Source organism: Flavobacterium sp. TN-1, from assembly GCF_052828645.1.
Window position 1 is genome coordinate 2529046 of the sequence record NZ_CM128253.1, and the last position, 22401, is coordinate 2551446.

General features: G+C 27.6%; 18 protein-coding genes. 9 read left to right on the forward strand and 9 right to left on the reverse strand.

Features of this window, described 5'->3' with window-relative positions; all coding sequences use genetic code 11:
* Positions 1 to 133 precede the first annotated feature (133 nt).
* Positions 134 to 979, forward strand: a complete 846-nt coding sequence (locus ACUXZJ_RS11200; RefSeq protein ID WP_088420284.1) for a DUF2911 domain-containing protein — start codon at positions 134 to 136, stop codon at positions 977 to 979.
* 408 nt (positions 980 to 1387) lie between these two features.
* Positions 1388 to 2218: a universal stress protein gene (locus ACUXZJ_RS11205; protein WP_063743929.1), complete on the forward strand. Its 831-nt coding sequence runs from the start codon at positions 1388 to 1390 to the stop codon at positions 2216 to 2218.
* Between the two features lie 196 nt (positions 2219 to 2414).
* Here the strand turns inward: ACUXZJ_RS11205 and ACUXZJ_RS11210 are convergent, their stop codons facing one another.
* Together ACUXZJ_RS11210 and ACUXZJ_RS11215 are read right to left on the reverse strand one after the other, a co-directional pair.
* Positions 2415 to 3290, reverse strand: a complete 876-nt coding sequence (locus ACUXZJ_RS11210) for a hypothetical protein (protein WP_063743928.1) — start codon at positions 3288 to 3290, stop codon at positions 2415 to 2417.
* A complete protein-coding gene (locus ACUXZJ_RS11215) occupies positions 3290 to 4723 on the reverse strand; it encodes an MBOAT family O-acyltransferase (RefSeq protein WP_060382145.1) in 1434 nt (477 codons plus the stop codon). Before ACUXZJ_RS11215 ends, ACUXZJ_RS11210 begins: the two co-directional genes overlap by 1 nt.
* A gap of 297 nt (positions 4724 to 5020) precedes the next feature.
* Between ACUXZJ_RS11215 and acs the strand changes: the two genes are divergently transcribed.
* The 7 genes from acs (at position 5021) to ACUXZJ_RS11250 (ending at position 15820) form a co-directional block, all read left to right on the forward strand.
* A complete protein-coding gene (acs, locus tag ACUXZJ_RS11220) occupies positions 5021 to 6928 on the forward strand; it encodes an acetate--CoA ligase (protein ID WP_060382146.1) in 1908 nt (635 codons plus the stop codon).
* Between the two features lie 572 nt (positions 6929 to 7500).
* Positions 7501 to 10170: a gliding motility-associated C-terminal domain-containing protein gene (locus ACUXZJ_RS11225; RefSeq protein ID WP_063743926.1), complete on the forward strand. Its 2670-nt coding sequence runs from the start codon at positions 7501 to 7503 to the stop codon at positions 10168 to 10170.
* Positions 10171 to 10192: 22 nt separating this feature from the next.
* Complete coding sequence (locus ACUXZJ_RS11230) at positions 10193 to 11128, forward strand: PorP/SprF family type IX secretion system membrane protein (protein ID WP_063743925.1); 936 nt, start codon at positions 10193 to 10195, stop codon at positions 11126 to 11128.
* A gap of 58 nt (positions 11129 to 11186) precedes the next feature.
* A complete protein-coding gene (locus ACUXZJ_RS11235) occupies positions 11187 to 13256 on the forward strand; it encodes an OmpA family protein (protein WP_063743924.1) in 2070 nt (689 codons plus the stop codon).
* A gap of 143 nt (positions 13257 to 13399) precedes the next feature.
* The gene (locus ACUXZJ_RS11240; RefSeq protein WP_060382150.1) at positions 13400 to 13834 is read left to right on the forward strand and encodes an RrF2 family transcriptional regulator; all 435 of its coding nucleotides are present in this window, start codon (positions 13400 to 13402) and stop codon (positions 13832 to 13834) included.
* Between the two features lie 208 nt (positions 13835 to 14042).
* Complete coding sequence (locus tag ACUXZJ_RS11245; protein WP_060382151.1) at positions 14043 to 14630, forward strand: Crp/Fnr family transcriptional regulator; 588 nt, start codon at positions 14043 to 14045, stop codon at positions 14628 to 14630.
* Positions 14630 to 15820, forward strand: a complete 1191-nt coding sequence (locus tag ACUXZJ_RS11250) for a hypothetical protein (RefSeq protein WP_063743922.1) — start codon at positions 14630 to 14632, stop codon at positions 15818 to 15820. The genes ACUXZJ_RS11245 and ACUXZJ_RS11250 overlap by 1 nt, the downstream gene beginning before the upstream one ends.
* Before the next feature lie 86 nt (positions 15821 to 15906).
* Here the strand turns inward: ACUXZJ_RS11250 and ACUXZJ_RS11255 are convergent, their stop codons facing one another.
* The 7 genes from ACUXZJ_RS11255 to nirK all read right to left on the reverse strand — a co-directional run bounded on the left by ACUXZJ_RS11255 (position 15907) and on the right by nirK (position 22387).
* Entirely contained in the window at positions 15907 to 16152 is a 246-nt protein-coding gene (locus tag ACUXZJ_RS11255; RefSeq protein ID WP_060382153.1) for a cytochrome C oxidase subunit IV family protein, read from the reverse strand.
* 3 nt (positions 16153 to 16155) lie between these two features.
* Positions 16156 to 16737 (reverse strand): cytochrome c oxidase subunit 3, encoded by a 582-nt coding sequence (locus ACUXZJ_RS11260; RefSeq protein WP_060382154.1) that lies wholly within the window; start codon positions 16735 to 16737, stop codon positions 16156 to 16158.
* Positions 16738 to 16760: 23 nt separating this feature from the next.
* Complete coding sequence (locus tag ACUXZJ_RS11265) at positions 16761 to 18518, reverse strand: nitric oxide reductase activation protein NorD (protein ID WP_060382155.1); 1758 nt, start codon at positions 18516 to 18518, stop codon at positions 16761 to 16763.
* A 96-nt stretch (positions 18519 to 18614) separates the two neighbouring features.
* Positions 18615 to 19394, reverse strand: coding sequence for a CbbQ/NirQ/NorQ/GpvN family protein (locus ACUXZJ_RS11270; RefSeq protein WP_063743921.1), 780 nt, complete (start codon positions 19392 to 19394; stop codon positions 18615 to 18617).
* A gap of 96 nt (positions 19395 to 19490) precedes the next feature.
* Entirely contained in the window at positions 19491 to 20069 is a 579-nt protein-coding gene (locus tag ACUXZJ_RS11275) for an SCO family protein (protein WP_060382157.1), read from the reverse strand.
* 11 nt (positions 20070 to 20080) lie between these two features.
* Positions 20081 to 20920, reverse strand: coding sequence for a formylglycine-generating enzyme family protein (locus ACUXZJ_RS11280; RefSeq protein WP_060382158.1), 840 nt, complete (start codon positions 20918 to 20920; stop codon positions 20081 to 20083).
* Between the two features lie 27 nt (positions 20921 to 20947).
* Positions 20948 to 22387 (reverse strand): copper-containing nitrite reductase, encoded by a 1440-nt coding sequence (gene nirK / locus ACUXZJ_RS11285; RefSeq protein WP_060382159.1) that lies wholly within the window; start codon positions 22385 to 22387, stop codon positions 20948 to 20950.
* Positions 22388 to 22401 lie beyond the last annotated feature (14 nt).

Consider the following 22401-nt stretch of genomic DNA (forward strand, 5'->3'; position numbering starts at 1 on the left):
AAGATATGTGTAAAAAGAACAGAATACATTTTTATTTAATAGAACTATTATATTGTAATGAAGAGCCTAATCTTTATATTTTTATTAACATTTTATTAAATATTAGAAGCTTATATTTGGGAAAACGATTTTACTGATGCGATTTATAATAAAAGCCACTATTTTTCTAGGTTCTTTGTTTGCACAAGCTCAAATAAAAGTTCCACAAGCAAGCCCTAAAGCTCTTTTTACACAAACTGTTGGTTTAACAGAAGTAGAAATAGAATATTCTCGTCCTAGTGTAAAAGGAAGAATTATTTATGGAGATTTGGTCCCCTTCGGAAAAATATGGCGTGCAGGTGCAAATGCTAATACTACAATTAATTTTTCTGATGATGTAATAATTAATGGCGGTACCTTAAAAAAAGGGAAATATGCTTTATATGTAATGCCTAAAGCAGAAGAATGGGAGATTTATTTTTATAATGATACCCAGAATTGGGGAACTCCCGAAAAGTGGGACGAAACAAAAATAGCTCTCAAGGCATCTTCTAAAACCGAAATATTACATAAATCAGTAGAAACATTTACAATAGGAATTTCTAATATAGATTTTAGTGGTGCCAATCTTGAATTTTTGTGGGAAAAAACTTCTGTATCCTTGCATTTTGAAGTGCCTACAAATAAAATAGCTATTGCTTCTATAGAAAAAACATTAAACGGACCTACCTCAGGAGATTATTTTGCAGCTTCTCAGTATTATTATAATACAAACACGGATTTTAATAAAGCTTTACTATATATTAATAAAGCGTATGAAATGAATGAAAAAAAACCTTTTTGGTATATGAGGCTTAAATCACAAATTCAAGCCAAATTAGGAGATTATAAAGGAGCTGTTGAGACAGCAAAAAATTCATTAGAAGGAGCTAAATTAGCAAATAATTTAGATTACATAAAGATGAATGAAGAGAGCATTAAAGAATGGACTAAAAGATAAGCTAATAAAATTATCTTTATTATCTATAGTATAGATTGCTTATTATAAGCTGTTTTTTATCCGTTTTGCTTTTCTAGAGTTCTATCTTTAAATAATCAATTTTAAACAATTTTATATTATAAGAAAAGAAAATATATTTAAAAACTAACGATTCTATTATTTTGCTTTGTTTTAGCGGATCAAAAGAGAAAATATTCAATAGGAAAAAATTAGTATATTGATTTTGAGGTGTTTTCTAATATAAGAACGATAAGTTAAAAGTTATTTTTTACTTTAAGAATACCCTCTTTTATATTTAGTGATAATTATCATTTTTTATATGAATATTTAAGAGTAAATTAGAGCATAAAATAAGCTAAAGAACTAAATCTTTTAATAAGTAAACTATCTTAACTAAAACTTATATATATGAAAACCATTTTAGTCCCTACTGATTTTTCAGATGCAGCTAATAATGCAAGCCTTTTTGCTCTAGAATTAGCAAAAAAAAATCAAGCAAAAGTACTTTTGCTGCATAGTTATAACCTACCTATAGTAGATGTACAGTCAGGTATTTTAAGTGCCAATATGCTTTATACGAGTGTAGATCTAGATGAATTTGATCTTTTTAAAGAAAATAATGAAAAATTAAATAAGTTAGCTTATTCAAAAGGATTGGAAGATGTAGAAATAAGTCATAAAATTGTTCTAGGAGAATTGAGTGTTAGCATAAATCAATGTGTAAAAGAAGAAAAAGTAGATTTTATTATAATGGCAACTTCTGGAGATGATGATTGGTTTTCTAAAGTAATGGGAACTAATACTGATTCCGTAATTTTAACAGCAAGTGTACCCACATTAGTATTACCCGACGGATGCAACACAAAAGAATTAGAAACTATAGGGTTTACTACAAGATTTAAAGAAAAAGATAGAGAACCATTTATTCAAACAATAAATTTAGCTAATAAATTAGGATGGTTCGTTAAATGTTTGCATGTTATAACTTCAGAAAATGAAGTGTCAGAGGAGATCATAGATTCTTGGAGAAAAGAGTTTGAAAATGATAACGTTAGTTTTATTCTTAATAAATCAGAAAACGTAGTAGATGCTATAGAATATTTTATTAATCATTATCAAATAGATTTATTAGGAATGGTTACTTATAAAAGAGATTTTTTTACAGAGCTTTTCACTAAGCGATTGACTCAAAAAATGACTCATAGAGTACAAGTTCCAGTACTTGTTTTTCATGCTTAGTAATTATTGAACATACATTATAAAAGGCTGTCTTAAATAAAGTAATCTTTAATTTCTAGTTTGTCAATTACATAAATAATAAGTAACAATGTTATGTAATTCTTTAGGTGTCCATATCTTACAAAGACTAGACAAAAATTAGATGTAAAAAAGAAATTGTAACTTTTAAGACAGCCATTTTAGTATGATAGTATAACTAAAATTTCAAATGATTTAATATATATTTAGTAAATTCGGTAGCCCCTTGATTATTTAAATGACCACAAGATGAAAAATAATGATCATCAGTTATTGCGTTTTCAAAATTGTGAATTTCAGGATAAATTTTGTTTATTTTTTCAAAATAGCTCATCCCTTTAGTAGATTTACACATAGGTGTCATTACCAAAAATAATTGAATATTGTGTTCCTTGCAAATTCGTTTAATATCATCTAAATAACGGTTACGCATAGGTTTTAATCCTGAAATATTGTTATTCATTCTTTTCCAATTTGTACCCCTTAAAGGATAATACCCTTTATTATCTAATAAATTTGTCCTCTCTTTTAAAAAAGATTTATTTACTTCTCTAAAACCAATTTTATTATCAAATTTTAGGTATCTATAAAAAGGAATATAGTAAAGTTGTAAAAAATCAACCTCTGATCTAAAATGATCTTTTATTATTGGATTAGAGTGTAAATAGGGCATAAAGCGAGAAGTAGTTCCTTCATCTCTTTTTTCATTACAAATACTTAAATCTGCTTCCAATAATAAATTTTTGATTTTAAATTTTTGTTGGAGCATTATTTTTAACATAAGATTGGTTTCAAAAAGATGTGATCCACTCATACCAAAATTAAAGGTTTTGTATCCTTTTTCTTCAAAAATAGAAGGAACAAAATGATTATTAGCTCTAGATGTTCCCATAATAACTACATCATAGACCTTATTTTTTGTATGCAATACATATTCAACTTTATTTCTCTTATTTGAAGAAGAAATAATAAAAGTATAAAGTATATCAAGGAAAATACTACTTATTAGGATAATAAATAGTATCGTTAAAGCATGTTTGAAAAATTTTTTCATTAGAATTGAAAATATATAAACTCTTTATAATCAGAATAAACACCTAATGCAATTAAAGCTAAAATTAAGATAAATAATTTAATATAAACAAATTTACCAGAAATAGGCTCTATTTTATTTCTATTAAACCATTCAAATAAAATAAAAGATAATATTAATGGAATTAATTCATAAGAATAACGTTCATTATCTAAATACTGTGCAGAAAAATCGTTATTAGTAAATAATTTATAAATATAATTATAGGCATCTGTTATAGATTTAGCTCTAAAAAATATCCATGCTAAAGAAGAAAGAAGAAAGGTATTTATAATATTGATCAAGGTTTTAATTCCCGAAAGATTCCATTTGATATATATATATCCAATATTATCTCTATTTTTATTAAATAATAGTAGAGGTAAAAAATAAATTGCATTTATAAGTCCCCAGACAATAAAAGTCCAATTGGCTCCATGCCAAAATCCACTCACTAAAAAGATAATAAACGTATTTCTAACTTGCATCCATTTTCCTCCTTGACTACCACCTAAAGGGATATATAGATAATCTCGAAACCAAGATGATAAAGAAATGTGCCAACGACGCCAAAATTCAGCAATGTCCCTAGAAAAATAAGGATAATCAAAGTTTTTTAATAAATCAATTCCAAATAATTTAGACGTTCCTAAAGCAATATCCGAATAACCGCTAAAATCACCATATATTTGAAAAGCAAAATAAATAGCCCCTAATAATAAAGAATAAGAATTCATTGCGCTCGAATGGTCAAAAATAGCATTTGCATACAATGCACAAGAATCAGCAATGACAACTTTTTTTACTAATCCCCATATCATTTGATAGGTTCCTTCTTTCGCTTTTTCGAAATTAAATTCTCTTTTTACTTTTACTTGAGGAAGTAAATGAGTTGCTCTTTCAATAGGTCCAGCTACTAACAAAGGAAAATAACTTACAAATAGAGAATAATCAATAAAATTATATTCAGCTCTGATTCTTTTTTTATAGATGTCAATAACATAAGACAAGCCATGAAAGGTATAAAATGAAATTCCAACAGGTAGTATAAGTTTTAACAGATAAGGATGCGCCTCAAATCCTATTTTATTACATAAATCAGCAAATGATTGAGCAAAGAAATTATAGTATTTGAAAATTCCTAAAAAGCCTAAATTTATTCCAACACTTAACCAAAACCAAAATTGAGCAACTTTTTCATTAGTACTTCTTTCAATTTTTATGCCTGAAATATAATCTAAAAGTGTTGAAAAAATTAATAAAAATAAAAAATGCCAATCCCAACAAGCATAAAAATAATAACTAGCTACTATTAGTAAAGTGTTTTGTCCTTTTTTAGATTTGTTAAAAACAAACCAATAAAGAATAAAAATAATAGGTAAAAAAATTGCAAATTCTAAAGAATTAAAAAACATTGTATCTTAACATTTTATTTAAAAATCAAAAAAGTATAAGAAAATTAAAAGACTTATATAATTTCTAGACGATTTTGAGTGTACAAAAATAATTCAATTTATACTTGTTAGGTACTATTTTATCTAATTCTTTTGAAGAGCATAGGAAAATGATACCCTATATAAATAGTATAAATAGATTTTTTTAACCTTTAGTAAATATTTAATCATTTATAAATTGCGCACTCATTATAAATATGGTATTTTCGCTTTTTAGAATTTTAACGAGTCATAAACCATTTTATAAAAAGGCAAATCATGAGTTATTATACCATAAAGGATTTAGAAAACTATTTTAAAATGTATAAAAAATCGGTACGAGAACCCAAAAAATTTTGGGATAAAATAGCCGATGAAAATTTTATTTGGTATCAAAAATGGGATAAAGTCTTTGATTTTGATATGCAAAAAGCTGAATTTAAATGGTTTATTGATGCAAAAGTTAATATAACAAAAAATTGTATTGATCGTCATTTAGCAAGAAAAGGAGATAAAACAGCGATTATTTTTGAGCCTAATAATCCCGAAGAAATATCACAAAAAATAAGCTATAATGAACTTTATCAAAGAGTTTCAAGAATGGCCAATGTTTTACTTGAACAAGGTATAGAAAAAGGAGATAGAGTTTGCATTTATTTACCAATGATACCTGAATTAGCAGTAGCCGTTCTAGCTTGTGCAAGAATAGGGGCTATTCATTCTGTGGTTTTTGCAGGTTTTTCAGCAGGTGCTTTAGAAGCTCGAATAAATGATTGTCAAGCCAAAATGGTAATTACATCTGATGGTGGTTATAGAGGTGATAAAAAAATCAATCTAAAAGGAATTGTAGACGAGGCGTTGGAACGTTGTCATGGTGTTAAAACCGTTTTAGTTGTTGAGCGTACCAAAGAAAAAATAGATATGAAAATAGGACGTGACCACTGGTTACAACCCTTATTAGAAAATGCTTTAGATACCAGTGTGGCTGAAATAATGGATGCTGAAGATCCATTATTTATCCTATATACTTCAGGTTCTACAGGAAAACCAAAAGGAATGTTACATACAACAGCCGGATACATGGTTTACACAGCTTACACATTTAAAAACGTTTTTAATTATAATGATGGAGATATATTTTGGTGTACAGCAGATATAGGCTGGATTACAGGACACTCTTATTCATTATACGGGCCACTTTTAAATGGTGGAACAACCGTAATAAGTGAAGGCATATTATCATATCCCGATTTTTCACGTTATTGGCAAATAATAGAAAAACATAAAATAACACAATTTTATACAGCTCCTACAGCCATTCGTTCTTTAGCTAAAGAAAATTTAGACTATGTACAAAAATTTCCTTTAAAATCATTAAAAGTAATAGGTTCAGTAGGAGAACCTATTAATGAAGAAGCTTGGCATTGGTATAATGACCATGTAGGAGGAAAACGTTGCCCATTAGTAGATACATGGTGGCAAACAGAAACAGGTGGAATTATGATTGCACCCATACCTTTTGTAACTCCTACTAAACCCACTTATGCTACTTTACCATTACCTGGAGTTCAGCCCGTTCTGATGGATGAGTTGCGTAATGAAATAGAAGGCAATCAAGTTGTAGGAAGTTTATGTATTAAATTTCCATGGCCAAGTATTGCAAGAACTATTTGGGGAGACCATGAACGTTATAAAAAAACTTATTTCTCTCAATTCCCTGGAAAATATTTTACAGGAGACGGAGCACTACGCGATGAAGTGGGATATTATAGAATAACAGGTAGAGTAGATGATGTAATTATTGTTTCAGGACATAATTTAGGAACCGCTCCTATTGAAGATTCTATTAATGAGCATCCAGCAGTAGCTGAAAGCGCTATAGTAGGATCACCTCATGATATAAAAGGAAATGCTTTATATGGTTTTGTTATTCTAAAAGAAACAGGAGAACATCGTGATCGTGAAAATTTAAAAATTGAAATTAATCAAATTATTTCTGACCAAGTAGGACCTATTGCTAAATTAGATAAAATTCAATTTGTTAGCGGTTTGCCTAAAACCCGTTCAGGCAAAATTATGCGTAGAATTTTAAGAAAAATAGCTTCTGGTGATCTAGAAAATTTTGGTGATACTTCTACTTTATTAAATCCAGAAATAGTGGAGGAAATAAAAAAAGGAAAAATATAAATAAACCTAATTATTTAAATTGCCCCAAAAAGTAATAACTATTTGGGGCAATCCGTTTTTTTGAAAACTTTTTTTACAACCAATCTTAAAACCTAAAATTTATTACTATTTAAAAACACTAATTCTCTAAAATCTTACATTTTTATGATCTTCCATAAGGCTGATTTCTGATCTTTTCTAAATAATTACACTATTGATATTTCCTATTTATTTTTAATTTAAAATAACATTTTTTATTTGTAACTTTATGTGAATTAAAATAGTTCTTGTTTTAAAAAAAAAATATTTTATTTGATTGTTTTTGGAAATTTTGTTTGTGGTACAAACTTTATAAAAGTTATGAAAAAGTAATAAGTTTTTTAAAATGATTTATAACAGACTTGTATCGGATGAAAGATTATAACATTTTTAGTTATATAAAAGAAAAATAGACATGACTTAAAGTATTATTGTCTCTTTTTTCTTCTATGTAAAGTGTTTTTGAGCGATTAAAATCGTGTTTTGTCGATTTTTATCTATAATATACTTAATACTATCAATATTACGTATTTTTGTATAAATTTTCATATAAAATGAAGAGAACGTTACCCCTTTTTGGGAAAATTGCTCCCACAGTTTTCCTATTCGTATTCGTGATACTATTTAGTCAAATTTCAAAAGCCCAATGTGGTGGAGATGACTCTGGCGTTATTACGGTTTGTGATATTACCAATCCAGGTAATAAAACTATTGATTTATTTTCTTTATTAGGAGGCAATCCTGTTAGAGGAGGAGTTTGGCTAGATGATGAATTATCTGGAGGATTAAATCCAACAACAGGCATCCTAAATGTCCAGAAAATTAGAAGAAGTGGTAAGTATACTTATACTTACACAGTTTCAAATGTTTCTGGCTGTGTAGATACCACTGGTACTGTAGAGGTAACAGTAGGAAATTATGCTGGTGTTCCAGGACCAAAAGGAACTGCTTGTGGAGATAATGTTTATAATTTATTCTTATTATTTGACGGAACAGGATCCAATAATATAAGCCCTCAATTTAATGGAGTATGGGTGAATGAAACGAATAATTTAGGCGTTTCATCTAACTTTTTTGATACTTCTGTTGAAAATCTAAAAGAACCTAAGACTTATACATTTTCTTATACCGTAAATGAAGTAAATGAATGTCCTGCAAGTAGAGCTATAGCGCAGTTAACCGTTTATCCACCAGCACAAAAAGGAACAGCTTTACCTCTTAAAATTTGTGATAACGAGGATTTTTCAGTATATCAAAATATAAATTTGTTTGATAGATTAGAAGGAGAAGATCCAGGAGGTAGATGGTATGATGACAATAATACGGGTGAATTAACTTCTTTATCAGATTCTTTTATAAATGTTGAAAGAATCTACAAAAAATTTGGAGTAGGATCTTATTCTTTTACTTATGAAGTATATCCTACTAATCCGATATGTGATAAAAAAACATCAGTTTTTGTTATAACAATAGAGAAATTTATAGATTATTTAAATGTATCATTAGTCGTTACTCCAAATAAAAGATGTATTGATGAAGTTCAAACAACTTCTTTTAACGCTATATTATCTCAAAATCCAGTTTTAATACCTGATGGGAATTATTTGGTCACTTATAATGTTGCAGGCGATAACGGTAATTATTATAATACTAAACAAGGAATTGAATTTAAAAAAGGAGTTGCTGATTTTACGATTCCTAATATGAAATTTAATATATCAGGTAATTATTCAGTTAATGTTACAGATCTTGTGTATGTTGATGCGTTAGGAATTTGTCCTAATAATTTTATAGATCAATCATTTATGGTTAAAATTAATCCATTACCTAATCTCCAAAATAGTATTTTAACTGTAAATGAAGTCTGTCAAAATTACAATGCTAATGCAACTATAAAGAATGCCTTATTGTTAGAAAATGGTAGTTATTCTATTCTATACAATTTGAGTGGAGCCAATGTAGCAGTTAACCAATTTTTAACTTTTAACGTATTAGGAGGAGTTGCTAATTTTAACATACCTAAGAATTTATTGCTTAATGCTGGAAAAACAGAGATTATAGTTACAAAAATAACAAATAATGAAACAGGATGTTCAAGTATAGTTAACTTAAGAAGTATCTTTAATGTAAAGCCTTTACCTTTCGTTTCTAATTTAAAAGTATTAGTTAATGATGTATGCAAGGATAAAGAAGTTGAAGTATTTATTACAGGTTTAGAATCATTAAAACACGTCAAATTATTTTATGATCTTAATGGAGCTAACAATTCTCATAATAATGAAATAGATTTAGATATAGTTTCAGGAAAAGCTAAATTTATTTTGCCCAAAAAAGTATTACCCAATATAGGTATTACAACAATATTATTGACTGAATTGACCAATATAGATAACTCCTGTAATATAGTGTTGAATAATATTATAGATACTTTTAGTATATATAATTATCCTGAATTACCTATTGTATCAGATCAAGTTTTCTGTGAAACAGAAAATGCTACAATACAAAACTTAAAACCACAAGGAAATGATTATTTATGGTATAGCTCGGATCTTGCTATTAGCTCATTATCAAGTACTTTTTCTTTAAAATCAGGTAAGTACTATGTTTCAAAAATTAATTTAGCAACAGGTTGTGAGACAGAGCGAGTACCTGTAAATATTATGATTGATATTGTTGAAGCCCCGATATTAAATCCGAATGGAGAAAATTTTTGTGGATTAAATAAACCTACAATTAAAGATTTGTCTAATAAAACAAATGCCTCTTCAACTATAGAATGGTATGATGCTTTAGTCAAAGGAAAACTAATGCTACCCTCTAATTTACTACAGGAAGGAATGACCTACTACGGATTTAGTACAAATTCAATAAATGGATGTAAGTCAAAAGAGGTCCTAACCGTGACTGTTTCATTGACAGATTGTAATGTTCCTGATAACTTTTTTATTCCTGATGGTTTTTCTCCTAATGGAGATGGTATAAATGATACTTTTCATATTCCGAATATAGAATTTGTTTATCCTAATTATACTATTGAAATTTATAATAGATATGGTAATTTATTATTTAGAGGAAATAAAGATAATGATTGGGATGGTAAAAACTCTGCCTCAGTTAATTTGGTTGACTCAGTAGTCCCTAATGATGTATATTTTTATTTAATCAATTTTAATAAAGATAATATTCCAGCAAAACAAGGACGTCTATATTTGAATCGTTAATATTATTAAAGTAACAAGATCAATGAAAAAGTATATATATATAGGCTGTTTATTATTAATTAGCCTTACGGATTTTGCTCAACAAGATCCTCAATATACACACTATATGTATAATATGAGTGTGGTAAATCCAGCTTATGCTACAGTAAAAGAATCCGTTTTAGACTTAGGTGTGCTATATCGTTCACAATGGGTTGGAGCTGTTGGAGCTCCTAAAACGATGACTGCCTTTGCTCATATACCTGTAAATAAAAAAATAGAATTAGGACTTTCATTAGTTACAGATAATATAGGAGATGGTGCTAAAAAAGAAAATAATTTTTATGCTGATTTTGCATATATACTTCAACTGGAAGGAAGCCAAAGATTATCTTTTGGGATGAAAGCAGGATTTACGAATTTAACAACAAATTTTAATGGTTTCAAATTAGAATCAGGAAATACAACTACAGATCAAGCTTTTAATAATAATATAAATGCTTTTAAACCAAGTGTAGGAGTAGGAGCTTATTACTTTACAGATACGTATTATATAGGAATTTCAGCTCCCAATTTATTACCAACTAAACATATTGAGGAACGTCAAGGAATTAATGCATTAGGATCAGAAGAAATACATTTATTTGCTACAGCAGGATATGTTTTCGATATAAATGAAATGTGGAAACTAAAACCTTCTATCATGGCAAAAATTGTAAAAAACGCCCCAGTATCATTAGATATTTCAGCAAATTTTTTATATAATAATCGTTTAGAATTAGGAACTTCTTATAGATTAAATGATTCAGCAAGCGGTTTAATAGCCATTAATGCTACGAGTAACTTAAAAATAGGATATTCATACGATCATACATTGTCTAATTTAGGGAGATTTAATTCAGGTACACACGAAGTATTCTTAATTTTTAATTTAGATTTATTGACAAAAGGATATGATAAATCACCAAGATTTTTCTAACAATATACAATATCAACTTCCTTTTAATTGCGACCGTTAAAAAATAAATTTTAAAAAGATGAAAAGATTATTATATATATCAATTCTTTTATTTTCATTATTGGGATTTACTCAAGAAAATAATTTAGAACGAGCAAGAAAATATTTTAATAGAACCTATTACAGTGAAGCGATACCATTGTATGAAAAGCTAGTAGTTGAAAATCGTTCACAAGAGATCATTCAAAATCTTGGGGATTCATATTATTTTACAAATGATTTGAAAAGTGCACAGCGATATTATCGTTTTTTGATTAAAAATTATGGAAAAGATTTATCTGAAGAATACTATTTTCGTTTTTCAGAATCATTAAAAGCTACCGCAAATTATGCAGAAGCAAATCAAGTTTTAATTGATTACTATTCTAAAAAAGGAAAATCTTCTGAATTGATACTATTAGAAAAAGATCTTAAAATATTGGAAAATGTAACAGCTATTGGTGAACGTTTTAAAATTAAAAATCTAGAAATAAATACTAATAAATCTGAGTTTGGAGCTGTTATTTATAATGATAAATTAGTTTATGCAGCTACTAAAAAAGAACCAAATTTTTTAGATAAAATATATAAATGGAATAATGAATCTTATTTAAATTTAGTTTCAGTTCCATTAAAAAACATTTATATAAAAGATTCAGTAGTAAACTATTTTGCAAACGAGTTAAAATCTTCAATGCACGAAGCAACTCCTGTTTTTACAGCAGATGGAAAAACAATGTATTTTACTAGAAATTACACAAAAAAAAATGGTAGAAGGGCTAAAAATGATGATAAGATTTCAGTATTACATATTTATAGAGCTCAATTAATTAATGGTAAATGGGATAATATAATTTCATTACCCATTAATAATCCTAATTATTCTACAGCTCATCCAGCATTAAGCCCTGATGAAAAAATGCTTTATTTTTCATCTGATATGCCTGGAAGTAAAGGTTCTTTCGATATTTATAGTGTTGAAATTAATGATGGTTTGTTTGGAAAACCAAAAAATTTAGGCAATTTAATAAATACCACACGTCGTGAACAATTTCCTTTCGTTTCAAAAGATAATAAGTTATATTTCTCTTCTAACGGACATATAGGTTTTGGAGCTCTGGATGTTTTTGTTTCAGATATTGCCAATGAAAACTTTTCTAAGCCAACAAATATAGGTTTGCCAATCAATTCAGGAGTAGATGATTTTGCTTTTAATATTGATTCAAACACTAAAGAAGGTTTTTTTTCATCTAATAGAAAAGGAGGAAAAGGAGGAGATGATCTTTATTTTATATCTGAAATAAAACCTCTTATTCTAGAAGATTGTAAACAATATATATCAGGTATAATTACGGATCTAGATACAACTTTACCATTAAAAGAAGTAAAAGTTATTTTATATGATCTAATTAATAAAAAAGATATAGAAATTGTTACAACTGATTTTAATGGTAAATTTAGATTCACAGTCGAATGTGAAAAAGAATATACAATAAAAGCATCAAAAGAAGGGTATATAGATGATAAACACTCATTATTAGTTCAAAAAGAACGAAATAAAGAAAATGATGCTTCTATGAAATTAAAATCTTTAGCCAAAATTCAAGAAGAAAAAGATATTGCAGAACAAGTAAAGAAAAAGGCAGAGGAAGAAGAAAAAGAAAAAGAAAGAGCTATAGAAGAAGAAAAGAAAAAAGAAAAAAGAAAAGAAATTTTAGCAAAAGAAAAAGATATTATTGTTCAAAAAGATAAACTAATTATAAAAACAGATCCTATATATTTTGATTATGATTTGTGGTATATTCGTCGTGATTCTAAACCAATACTAGATAAAGTAATTGATTTGATGAAAAAATATCCTGATATGATTGTAGAAATTGGCTCACATACAGATATAAGAGGAGGAAAAACATATAATTTAATTTTGTCAGAAAATAGAGCAACTTCTACAAAAGATTATTTTATAGATAAAGGAATAGAATCTAAAAGAATTATTGCAAAAGGATATGGAGAAAGTCAACCTGTTATAAAATGTAGTACTGAAGAATCTTGTACAGAGGAAGAACATGAGTTAAATCGTAGAAGTGAATTTGTTATTAAAGATTTGTAGCAAATATTTATATTAAATATACTAAAGCCGTTTCATTTTTATAGAAACGGCTTTTTTTGATATTTATGCCTAAAAAAAGTAATAGTATTACAGTAAATATTTTATTGAATTATTTTTTATGAATAAATTTACATAAAAAAAGTATGTTTTCTAAAACTTGTAAATATGGGATTAGAGCAATTATTTTTATTGCATCTGAATCTGTAATTAATAAAAAAATGAGTCAGAAGGAAATAGCTAATCAAATAGATTCTCCAATGGCTTTTACAGCTAAAATTTTACAAAAGTTAGTTCATAAAAATATTGTTTCATCTTCTAAAGGAAGTGGAGGAGGGTTTTATATTGAAAAAAATAGATTGAATAAAATAACACTGCTAGAAATTATTGAAGCTTTAGATTGTGATTCTATTATTAAAGGTTGTGGACTTGGGTTAAGAGATTGTTCTGAAGAACATCCATGCCCCTTTCACGATAAGTTTAAAATAATAAAATCAAATTTATTGAATGTTTTTAGAAATACAACCCTAGAAGAATTAGCATCAGGAATAAAGAAAGGTAGCGCATTTTTAAAATACTAAATACTGATAAAAGTCATAAAATAAAACCTTGTAATAAGATATTTTTATCCTATTATAAGGTTTTTATTATATAAATAGATGAAAACTAACCAAGGTAAGACTTTCTATTAAGAGATGCTAATTACAAACTGTTGAAACCTATTTTTGAAATAAAAATATGAGATAAGTAAATATAAAGTAGAATTAAATTTAGTTTAATAAATAGAATATGATTAAGTATTATGACGATTTTATAAAGTATGGGGGGGTAGAAAAAATATTTAAAAAAAATGAAGTAATTTTTAATGAAGGTGAATCAGCTTTATTTTTTTATTTTATTATAAGCGGTGGTATTAGGATGTTTAACAGAAACGAGGAAGGAAAGGAGTTTGTACAAGGTTATTTTTTGACTGGACAAAGTTTTGGAGAACCTCCTTTATTTATTGATGAAAGTTATCCTACTACAGCAGCTTGTATAAAAGATAGTATGGTTTTAAAACTTTCTAAAAATAAATTTTTCAATATGCTTGAAGACATACCAGAATTGAAGACATTATTCATTAAAATTTTATCTAAAAGAATTGTAGGAAAAGCTAAGTCTTCAAAGGATATAATTAATCAAAATACAGAACAAAAAATAATTTCTTTTTTAATGATTCAAAAACCAGAAAACATAAAAAAAAAGATTTTTATTCCTTTTACTCGTCAAGAAATTGCAAATTTTACAGGGCTTAGAGTAGAAACTGTTATTCGAGCTTGTTCAAAATTAAAAAAAACAGGCATTATTGAAATTATTAATCATAAAATCTATTTTTAATGAAAATTACGAATAAGAATTGGTTATTCATTTCTATTTTTAATTTGTTTATTGTTGTAATTTTAGGAACTATAATGCGTTATAAAATAGCTTTTGAATTTCCTTTTTTTCAACAAAAAAATCTTCTGCATTCACATTCGCATTTTGCCTTTTCAGGTTGGATTACTCAAACATTATTTATTTTATTAGGATCATTTCAAAATCAATTAGTTTCTAAAAAGTATAATATGTTACTTGTGATAAATCTAATTTGTTCTTATGGAATGCTTTTTTCATTTATAATGCAAGGTTATGGTTTAATATCCATAATACTATCAACTTTATCTATAATTATAACTTATTTTTTTGTTTATTACTTTTACAAGGATAATAAAGAAAATACTATTTCAAATATATGGATTAAAGGAGGATTGTTTTTTAATATTTTTTCTACTTTAGGAACTTTTTGTTTAGCCTATATGTTGGCTACAAAAAATATAAATGAAACAATTTATTATTCTTCTATTTATTTTTATTTACATTTTCAATATAATGGTTGGTTTTTCTTTAGTATTATTGGATTGTTTATTAAAAATTTATCATTGGACATAAAAACAACAAAACAGTTAAGAAATTCTTTTTATGTATTTTTTATTTCTTGTATAATAACGTATGTATTGTCTATACTTTGGGTTAAAATTCCCAAATGGTTGTTTGTATTAACTGCTATTTTTACTTTTTTAAATTTTTATTTTTGGTTAAAGATTCAATATGTTTTTACTATAAAATTTAAAGAAAAATATAGAATATTACCTTCTATTGTAAAAAGAATTTTATTGATAATTCTGATAGCAACTAATTTAAAATTTCTTTTACAAATAGGTTTACTTATAGATGATTTAAAAGAGTTTGTATGTACTAATAGAACTATCATAATTGGTTATTTACATTTAGTATTTTTATGTATCGTTACATTGTTTTTATTAGTTATTTTGTTTATAGAAAGAATATTAGATCTCAAAAAAAATACTATTTTGGGTTTAAAAATATTTAGTTTAGGAGTAGTTTTAAATCAAGTATTTTTATTTGCTCAAGGAGGTTTCCCTTATTTTAATATTTACTTGCCTTTCACAAATGAAGTTTTAATTTATATTTCTTTATTAATATTAGTAGGAGTGTTATTAGTATTGATTTCTCAAATAAATAAATAGCACTAATACAATATAATTTTGTTAATTCAAGAAATTTTATCATTCAGGTATTTTGGATTTTATCCGTTACTTATATAGTTTATTGTTTAAATATTGATAAAAAGAACAATTATTATAATTAGAAATAAAAAACTTATTAGGATAAATTTCCAAGCGATATTTGCTTTTTTTAGTTCCATAAATTCAAATGCTACTACTACTAATTTTATTAAAAAAAGAAGCATTGTAAGGCTAATCTTGATAATATGATGTATATCAGTTGTTTGTAAAAAAGATGTTAATAAGGTTAATATTAATAAAAGACTATACGTTTTAATTAAATGTTTTTCCATAGTTTAAAAAATTAAATATAAAGTAGGAAATAAGATTAACCAGATTAGGTCACACATGTGCCAAAAAGCTGCAGACGCTTCTATATCAAAGAGATTTTTGGTTAAATTATTTTTGTCTTTGTTAAAATAAATAGCTAAGAGAATGAATAAACCAATTAATACATGTAAATAGTGAAAACCTGTTAGTAACCAATAATAAGTAAAGAATGTATTTGTTTCTAAGTATATATTATGACTTAGTTTTTCAAAATACTCATAGCTTTTTAAGACTAAGAAGAACACTCCTAGTAGCATGGTTATTTTTAGGTATAGATTAAATTTTTTATGATTATTCTTTTTAGCATAATTAACAGAAACAGCCATAAAGAAACCACTTGTAAGTAATATAAAAGTATTGATAACTCCTATTAGATTATTTAACTTTAAACGTGATTCGTTAAATATTTTTATTTCTTCTTGTGCATTATAGCTCATAGCTATAATTGCCATTCCGAAAGTTAAAATTTCTAAAAAGATAATTATCCATACTAAAATACCTCCAGGAGGATAATAAAAGTTTTTATAGTTTTTTGTCGTTTTGTTCATTTACAATGTTTTAGAGTTATATATTATTGTCTTTTAATTTTATCAAACAAATAGACTAGGGCATTTATTAGTTCGATAGGGTTTTTAAGTATTTGAAAATGATTTTGACCAAACATTTGAGGTAAATAATATTTAGCTTGTGCTTCTATAGTTAAGGCATAAGAATTTATTTGATTCACATATAATTCTTTTAATGCTTGTTTTACATCATTTATGCCATATTTACCTTCATATTTATCATAATCATTTGGTTTTCCATCAGAAATTAAGATAATCCATTTGTTTTTAGTTTTACGTGTTTTTAATCTATTTCCCGCGTGTCTAATAGCACCTCCAATGCGTGTGTAACCTCCAGGTTTTATATAACCAATTCTTTTTTTACCGATGTCCCAAGTTTCGGTAAAGTCTTTTAGTGTAATATAATTTATATGATTTCTTGTTTTTGATGAAAAGCAGTCTATTGAAAAGTCAATATTAAATTCATGTAAAATTTCACCAAATAAGATAGAAACTTCCTTTTCTACATCTAAAACTTTGTTTCCATCTACATAACTATCACTAGATAAGCTGACATCCAGTAATAATAAAATGGAAAGATCTTTCTCTTTTTTTCTATTTGAAAAATAAATATTTTCAGAAGGTGTTTTTTGGGTATGTACATCTACATATAAATCAGTTAGAGCATCAATATCAAATTCGTTGCCTTGTGTTTGTTTTTTTTGTTGTAATAATTTATTATTTATATGAGTTAATGATTTTCTTAATTTGTTTAGAACAGGAGTATAGTTTTTTATAGTATCATAATAAAACTTAGGATCTGTTTTTAGTTGAAGTTTTGGATATACTTTACAAAAATTAGTACGGTATTTTAGTGCAGAAAAATCCCATTCATTGTAGTATATATAAGTTCCTTTTGCATCTTTTTCGGTTGATTCTGCTATGGTTAGGTTTTCAATAAAATCAGATTGATAAATAGAATGGGCTGTGTCATCTACTCGTACAGTAAAACGCATTTTTATTTCTTCTAAAGCATCGTTATGTTCTTCTAACTCGTCTTCACCATCAAAATTTTTCCAATTTCCATAAAATTCATCTACAGTTTCTACTTTTTCAAAACTATGATTAAGTACATCATCATCTTGTTGTTTTTTATCTATTTGAAGGGATTTTATTTCTTCAACTCCTACGGTTTTTAAAGTCGTTTTTACCTCATCATTCTTGGTAGACTTTAAACTTGTATGATTTGTATTTTCTTCTTCTATATTTTCTTCTTTTTTTGCAAACATAAATTTTCCATATAACCAGTACAAATGTGGATTCGTTGCTTTTTTACTAAGAAAATGATCTAATAAAAAAGCATATATATATTTAGTTTTAGGGAAATTTTCAAAAAGGATAGGAAGTATTTGAACGGAAGCTATTTTTGCTTCATTTTGTGATTTTTCTACGTCATTTTCTGGCTCATTCCAATTTAATTCAAGGGATTGCTGTGTTGAGAGGTATAGAATTCTAAAGAAATAAAAAGCAATATTTTTCTCATAGGATTCAAATTGGTTAAAATATTCAGGCAAAAAGAAGTTGTTGTTTTTGTAACCGCCTTCTTTTTCAGCGGGATAAATAGTAATAGATTTTCCACTAACGGCATTAGCTATAAGTGTTAATCGTGGTGTAATGTCTTTTAAAAAAACGGTATTTTTATTGGATTCTAAAGCTTTTTTTTGTGATTTTCGTAGATATTTTGCTACAAAACTAAATATTATTTCGTCTAAATCTATACTCATAATTGATTCCTTTTTTAATTTGTAATTTAGGGTTGTTAATTTGTACTATATGATTCATAGATAAAGAGTTCAGTCAATTTTAATATTGAAAAGATATTATATCATTAAATCACACAAATCTTTTAAGGATTGAACAGTTTGTAAATCGTCCGTTAAAGGTTCTACAACAGCGGTGTGTATAGACAATCTTTTGGGCAATCCTGAATGAATAAGTTTAGCGGCATCTACGAGTAATCTTGTTGAAACGGTTTCGGTTAAACCAAGTTCTGTTAGATTTCTAATTTTATTAGCAATGGTTACAATTTTATTAGCAATGTTAGGATCAATACCCGTTTCGCTAGCAATAATTTCAGTTTCAATTTTACTTTTTGGATATTCAAAAGACAAGGCCACAAAACGCTGTCTTGTAGAAGGTTTTAGCTCTTTGAATCCTCTTTGATAACCAGGGTTAAAGGAAGCAACGATCATAAAGTTTTCATGTGCTTTATAGGTTTTTCCAAGTTTGTCTATGAATAGTTCTCTTCTATGATCTGTTAATGAATGGATGGCCACAATTACATCAGGACGAGCTTCGGCTATTTCATCTAAATATAAAATAGAGCCTTCTTTTAAAGCAGTTGTTAAAGGACCATCAATCCAGATTGTTTCGGCTCCTTTTATGATAAATCGGCCTATTAAGTCAGTAGATGAAGTTTCTTCATGACAACTTACGGTTAAGAGTTTTTTATTGAGTTTATATGCCATATACTCAACAAATCTAGATTTACCTGTTCCAGTAGGACCTTTGAGTAAAAGAGGAAGTTTATTTTGATAAGCATGAGTAAAGACATCTTCTTCTTTACCTAAAGCAAAATAATAGGGTTTTATATCTTTCATGATTAAATAAGATAAACGGAATCTTATCCGATTTTGTAAATAAGGTATGAACGTGTGTAGAAGGGGATAAAGATTCCGTTTGATTGTTTGTATAAATTAATTTTTTAGAGTTTCAGTAATTTTATGGATTGTATTTTCATTGTTTACTCCTAATCCTTCTTGTTGATAAATAAGTTCTCCGTTTTTATTAAATACACTTATAATATTTGAGTGTGAAAAATCCATAGGAGAAATTTTTTTATATTTAACAGCAAGTACGTTAGCAAATTCTTGAACGGTATTTGGATTACCTTGCAAAAAAGTCCAATGTGGTGCATTCATTAGGTTATCTTTGGCAAATTTTTTTAATCTTTCAGGGGTATCGTTTTCAGGATCTATACTGACTAAAACAAAATTTAATTGTGTTAATTTGTTTTTAGGTATTTTTGATTCTATATCGCGCATATCCGCTACTAATCTAGGACAAGCCGCCTTGCAGCTTGTATAAATCATAACCATTACAGTTACCTTTCCCTTTAAGTTTTCAAGGTAAATGGTTTTGTTATCTTGGGTTTTCCATTGGCTGGTTAGGTTAAAAATAGATTCTTCTGATATAGTGTTATTTTCTGTTTTTGAGTCTATTTTTTTACATCCCAATAATGAAAGAAAACTAAGTATAAATACTAATTTTTTCATGTATATAAAATTTATCTTTTTATGGAATCTTTTACGCATCTAAATCCAAGGTTTTGTATGGCATAATTAGCTTTTATACTACCTCTAAAAGCGTATCGCATAAAGGCTGCATAATTCATTAGATCCGAAGCGTTTAATGAGCCGCTGCCACAAAATAGGTTTTTGTCAGTAGTAACATCATTTCTAGATTCTCCTGTTAAAAGGATGGAGCTAAAGTCAGAAGTCCATTCCCATACTAATCCGTGTAAATCGTATACACCATAGTAATTTTTGAATGTTTTTCCTACTTCATGATCAAATGCTTGTGGTTTTTCGTACCAATCTAAAATGAATTGATTATATGATTTTTGTTTTCGTGCATCGGGGAGTTTATCATTTGCCATAGCCACATATTCCCATTCGTCTACTGTGGCTAGACGTTTGCCTTGACATTCGCAATAGGCATTTGCCGCATACCAAGAAACATTTGTAACAGGGTAATTTAATTTATCTTTATTCTCAATTTCAGTATTAGATTTCCAATTTTTAAGATAGTTTTCATCAGCAAAAATTTTTTTAATTTTTGATTTTTGCCATTTACTATTGGTTTTTACAAAAGCTAAAAAGTTTTGATGGGTTACAGGATATACATCCATATAAAAACTAGAAATATTAACTTTTTTATTATTTTTTCCATAAAGAGGGATATAAGCCCCTCCTTTTATGTATACCATCTGAGTTTCTACTCCGAAAGACTTGTCTTTAAGAGTAGAAATAGATGGTTTGTTTATATTTCGATTCGTTTCTAAATTTGTTTTTTCTTGACAAGAAATAAAAATAAGTATTATTATAAGGAAATATAAACGTTTCATAGAATTAATAATTAAAAAATTTGGATATTATTTTTTAGCTCTAACAGCTGCAACCATGGCAGATGTAACTTCTTTTTTACTATTACCCCATTGGCTATATACGTAAGTAAGAACATTTGCTACTTCTTCATCTGTAAGTGTTTGAGCGGTCATAACACTATTAAATTTTTTACCATTTACAGTTATTTCACCTGTTTTACCTTTTAATATAATTTCAATAGCTCTATTAATATCAGCATTTAAGAAATCAGATTTGGCAAGAGGAGGGAAGGCATTAGGTAATCCTTCTCCATTAGCTTGATGGCATGCAAAACAGGTTTTTCCATAAACTGATTTACCGTCAGCAATACGTTCTGTAAGTGTAACTGCTTTAGCAGGTTTAATGACTTTTTCGTTAGGCATAGACTGAATTGTTCCTCCTTCAGGAAGATATACTTGATCTGATTGAGTTCCAGAATATACTTTTTTATTATCCTCTCCAGTAACGTTAATCATTCCTAAACTACCTTTATTAAAAGTTCTAAAGATTGAGTGATCTACTAATATTAAGGTACCAGGAACTTCTACTTTAAAATCTACAATAGCAGCGCCACCAGCAGGTACTAGAGTGGTTTGTACATCATGATTAATTGTTTTTCCTCCTTCTATGTGAACATTATCAAATATTTCGCCTATAACATGGAAAGAAGAAACTAAGTTAGGACCACCATTGCCTACAAACAAACGAATTCTTTCTCCGACTTTTGCGGTTAAGGCATTATCACCTACTAACGAACCTGTTTTACCATTAAAAACAACATAATCAGGTTCTTCTTTAATGGCTTTTGCCATATCAAAAGGTTGTAACCCTTTTTCACCGTTGGCTCCTTTTGTATAGAAATCACCTTGCATTACGTAGTATTCTTTATCAACTGGGGGTAACCCTCCTTCTGGTTCAACAAGTATTAAACCGTACATACCATTTGCAATGTGCATACCTACTGGAGCAGTAGCGCAATGGTATACATAAAGACCTTGATTGAGTACTTTAAACGAAAAGGTAACTTCATGACCAGGAGCTACAAACGAAGACTTTGCGCCACCACCAGGACCTGTAACAGCGTGTAAATCTATATTATGAGGAAGTTTATTGTTAGGGTGATTTTTTAAATGAAATTCAACTTCATCGCCAATTCTTGTTCTAATAAAGCTTCCTGGTACAGAACCACCATAGGTCCAATATACATATTTTACACCATCCGCCATTTCACCTTCTTTTTCAATAATTTCCATATTGACAATAAGTTTTTTGGCAGATCGATCGCCTACAGGTTTGGGAACAAAAGGAGGAGCTGTTAATTCTGCCTGAATTGGATCGCCTTCTACTTCGATTGAAGCGGGATCAATAGATGAGGAATTAGATGCTTTCTTACAGCCAATAAGCAATAAGCTGGCTAAAGAGGCCGAGAATATTAAATGCTTAATCATAATGTAAATTTTAA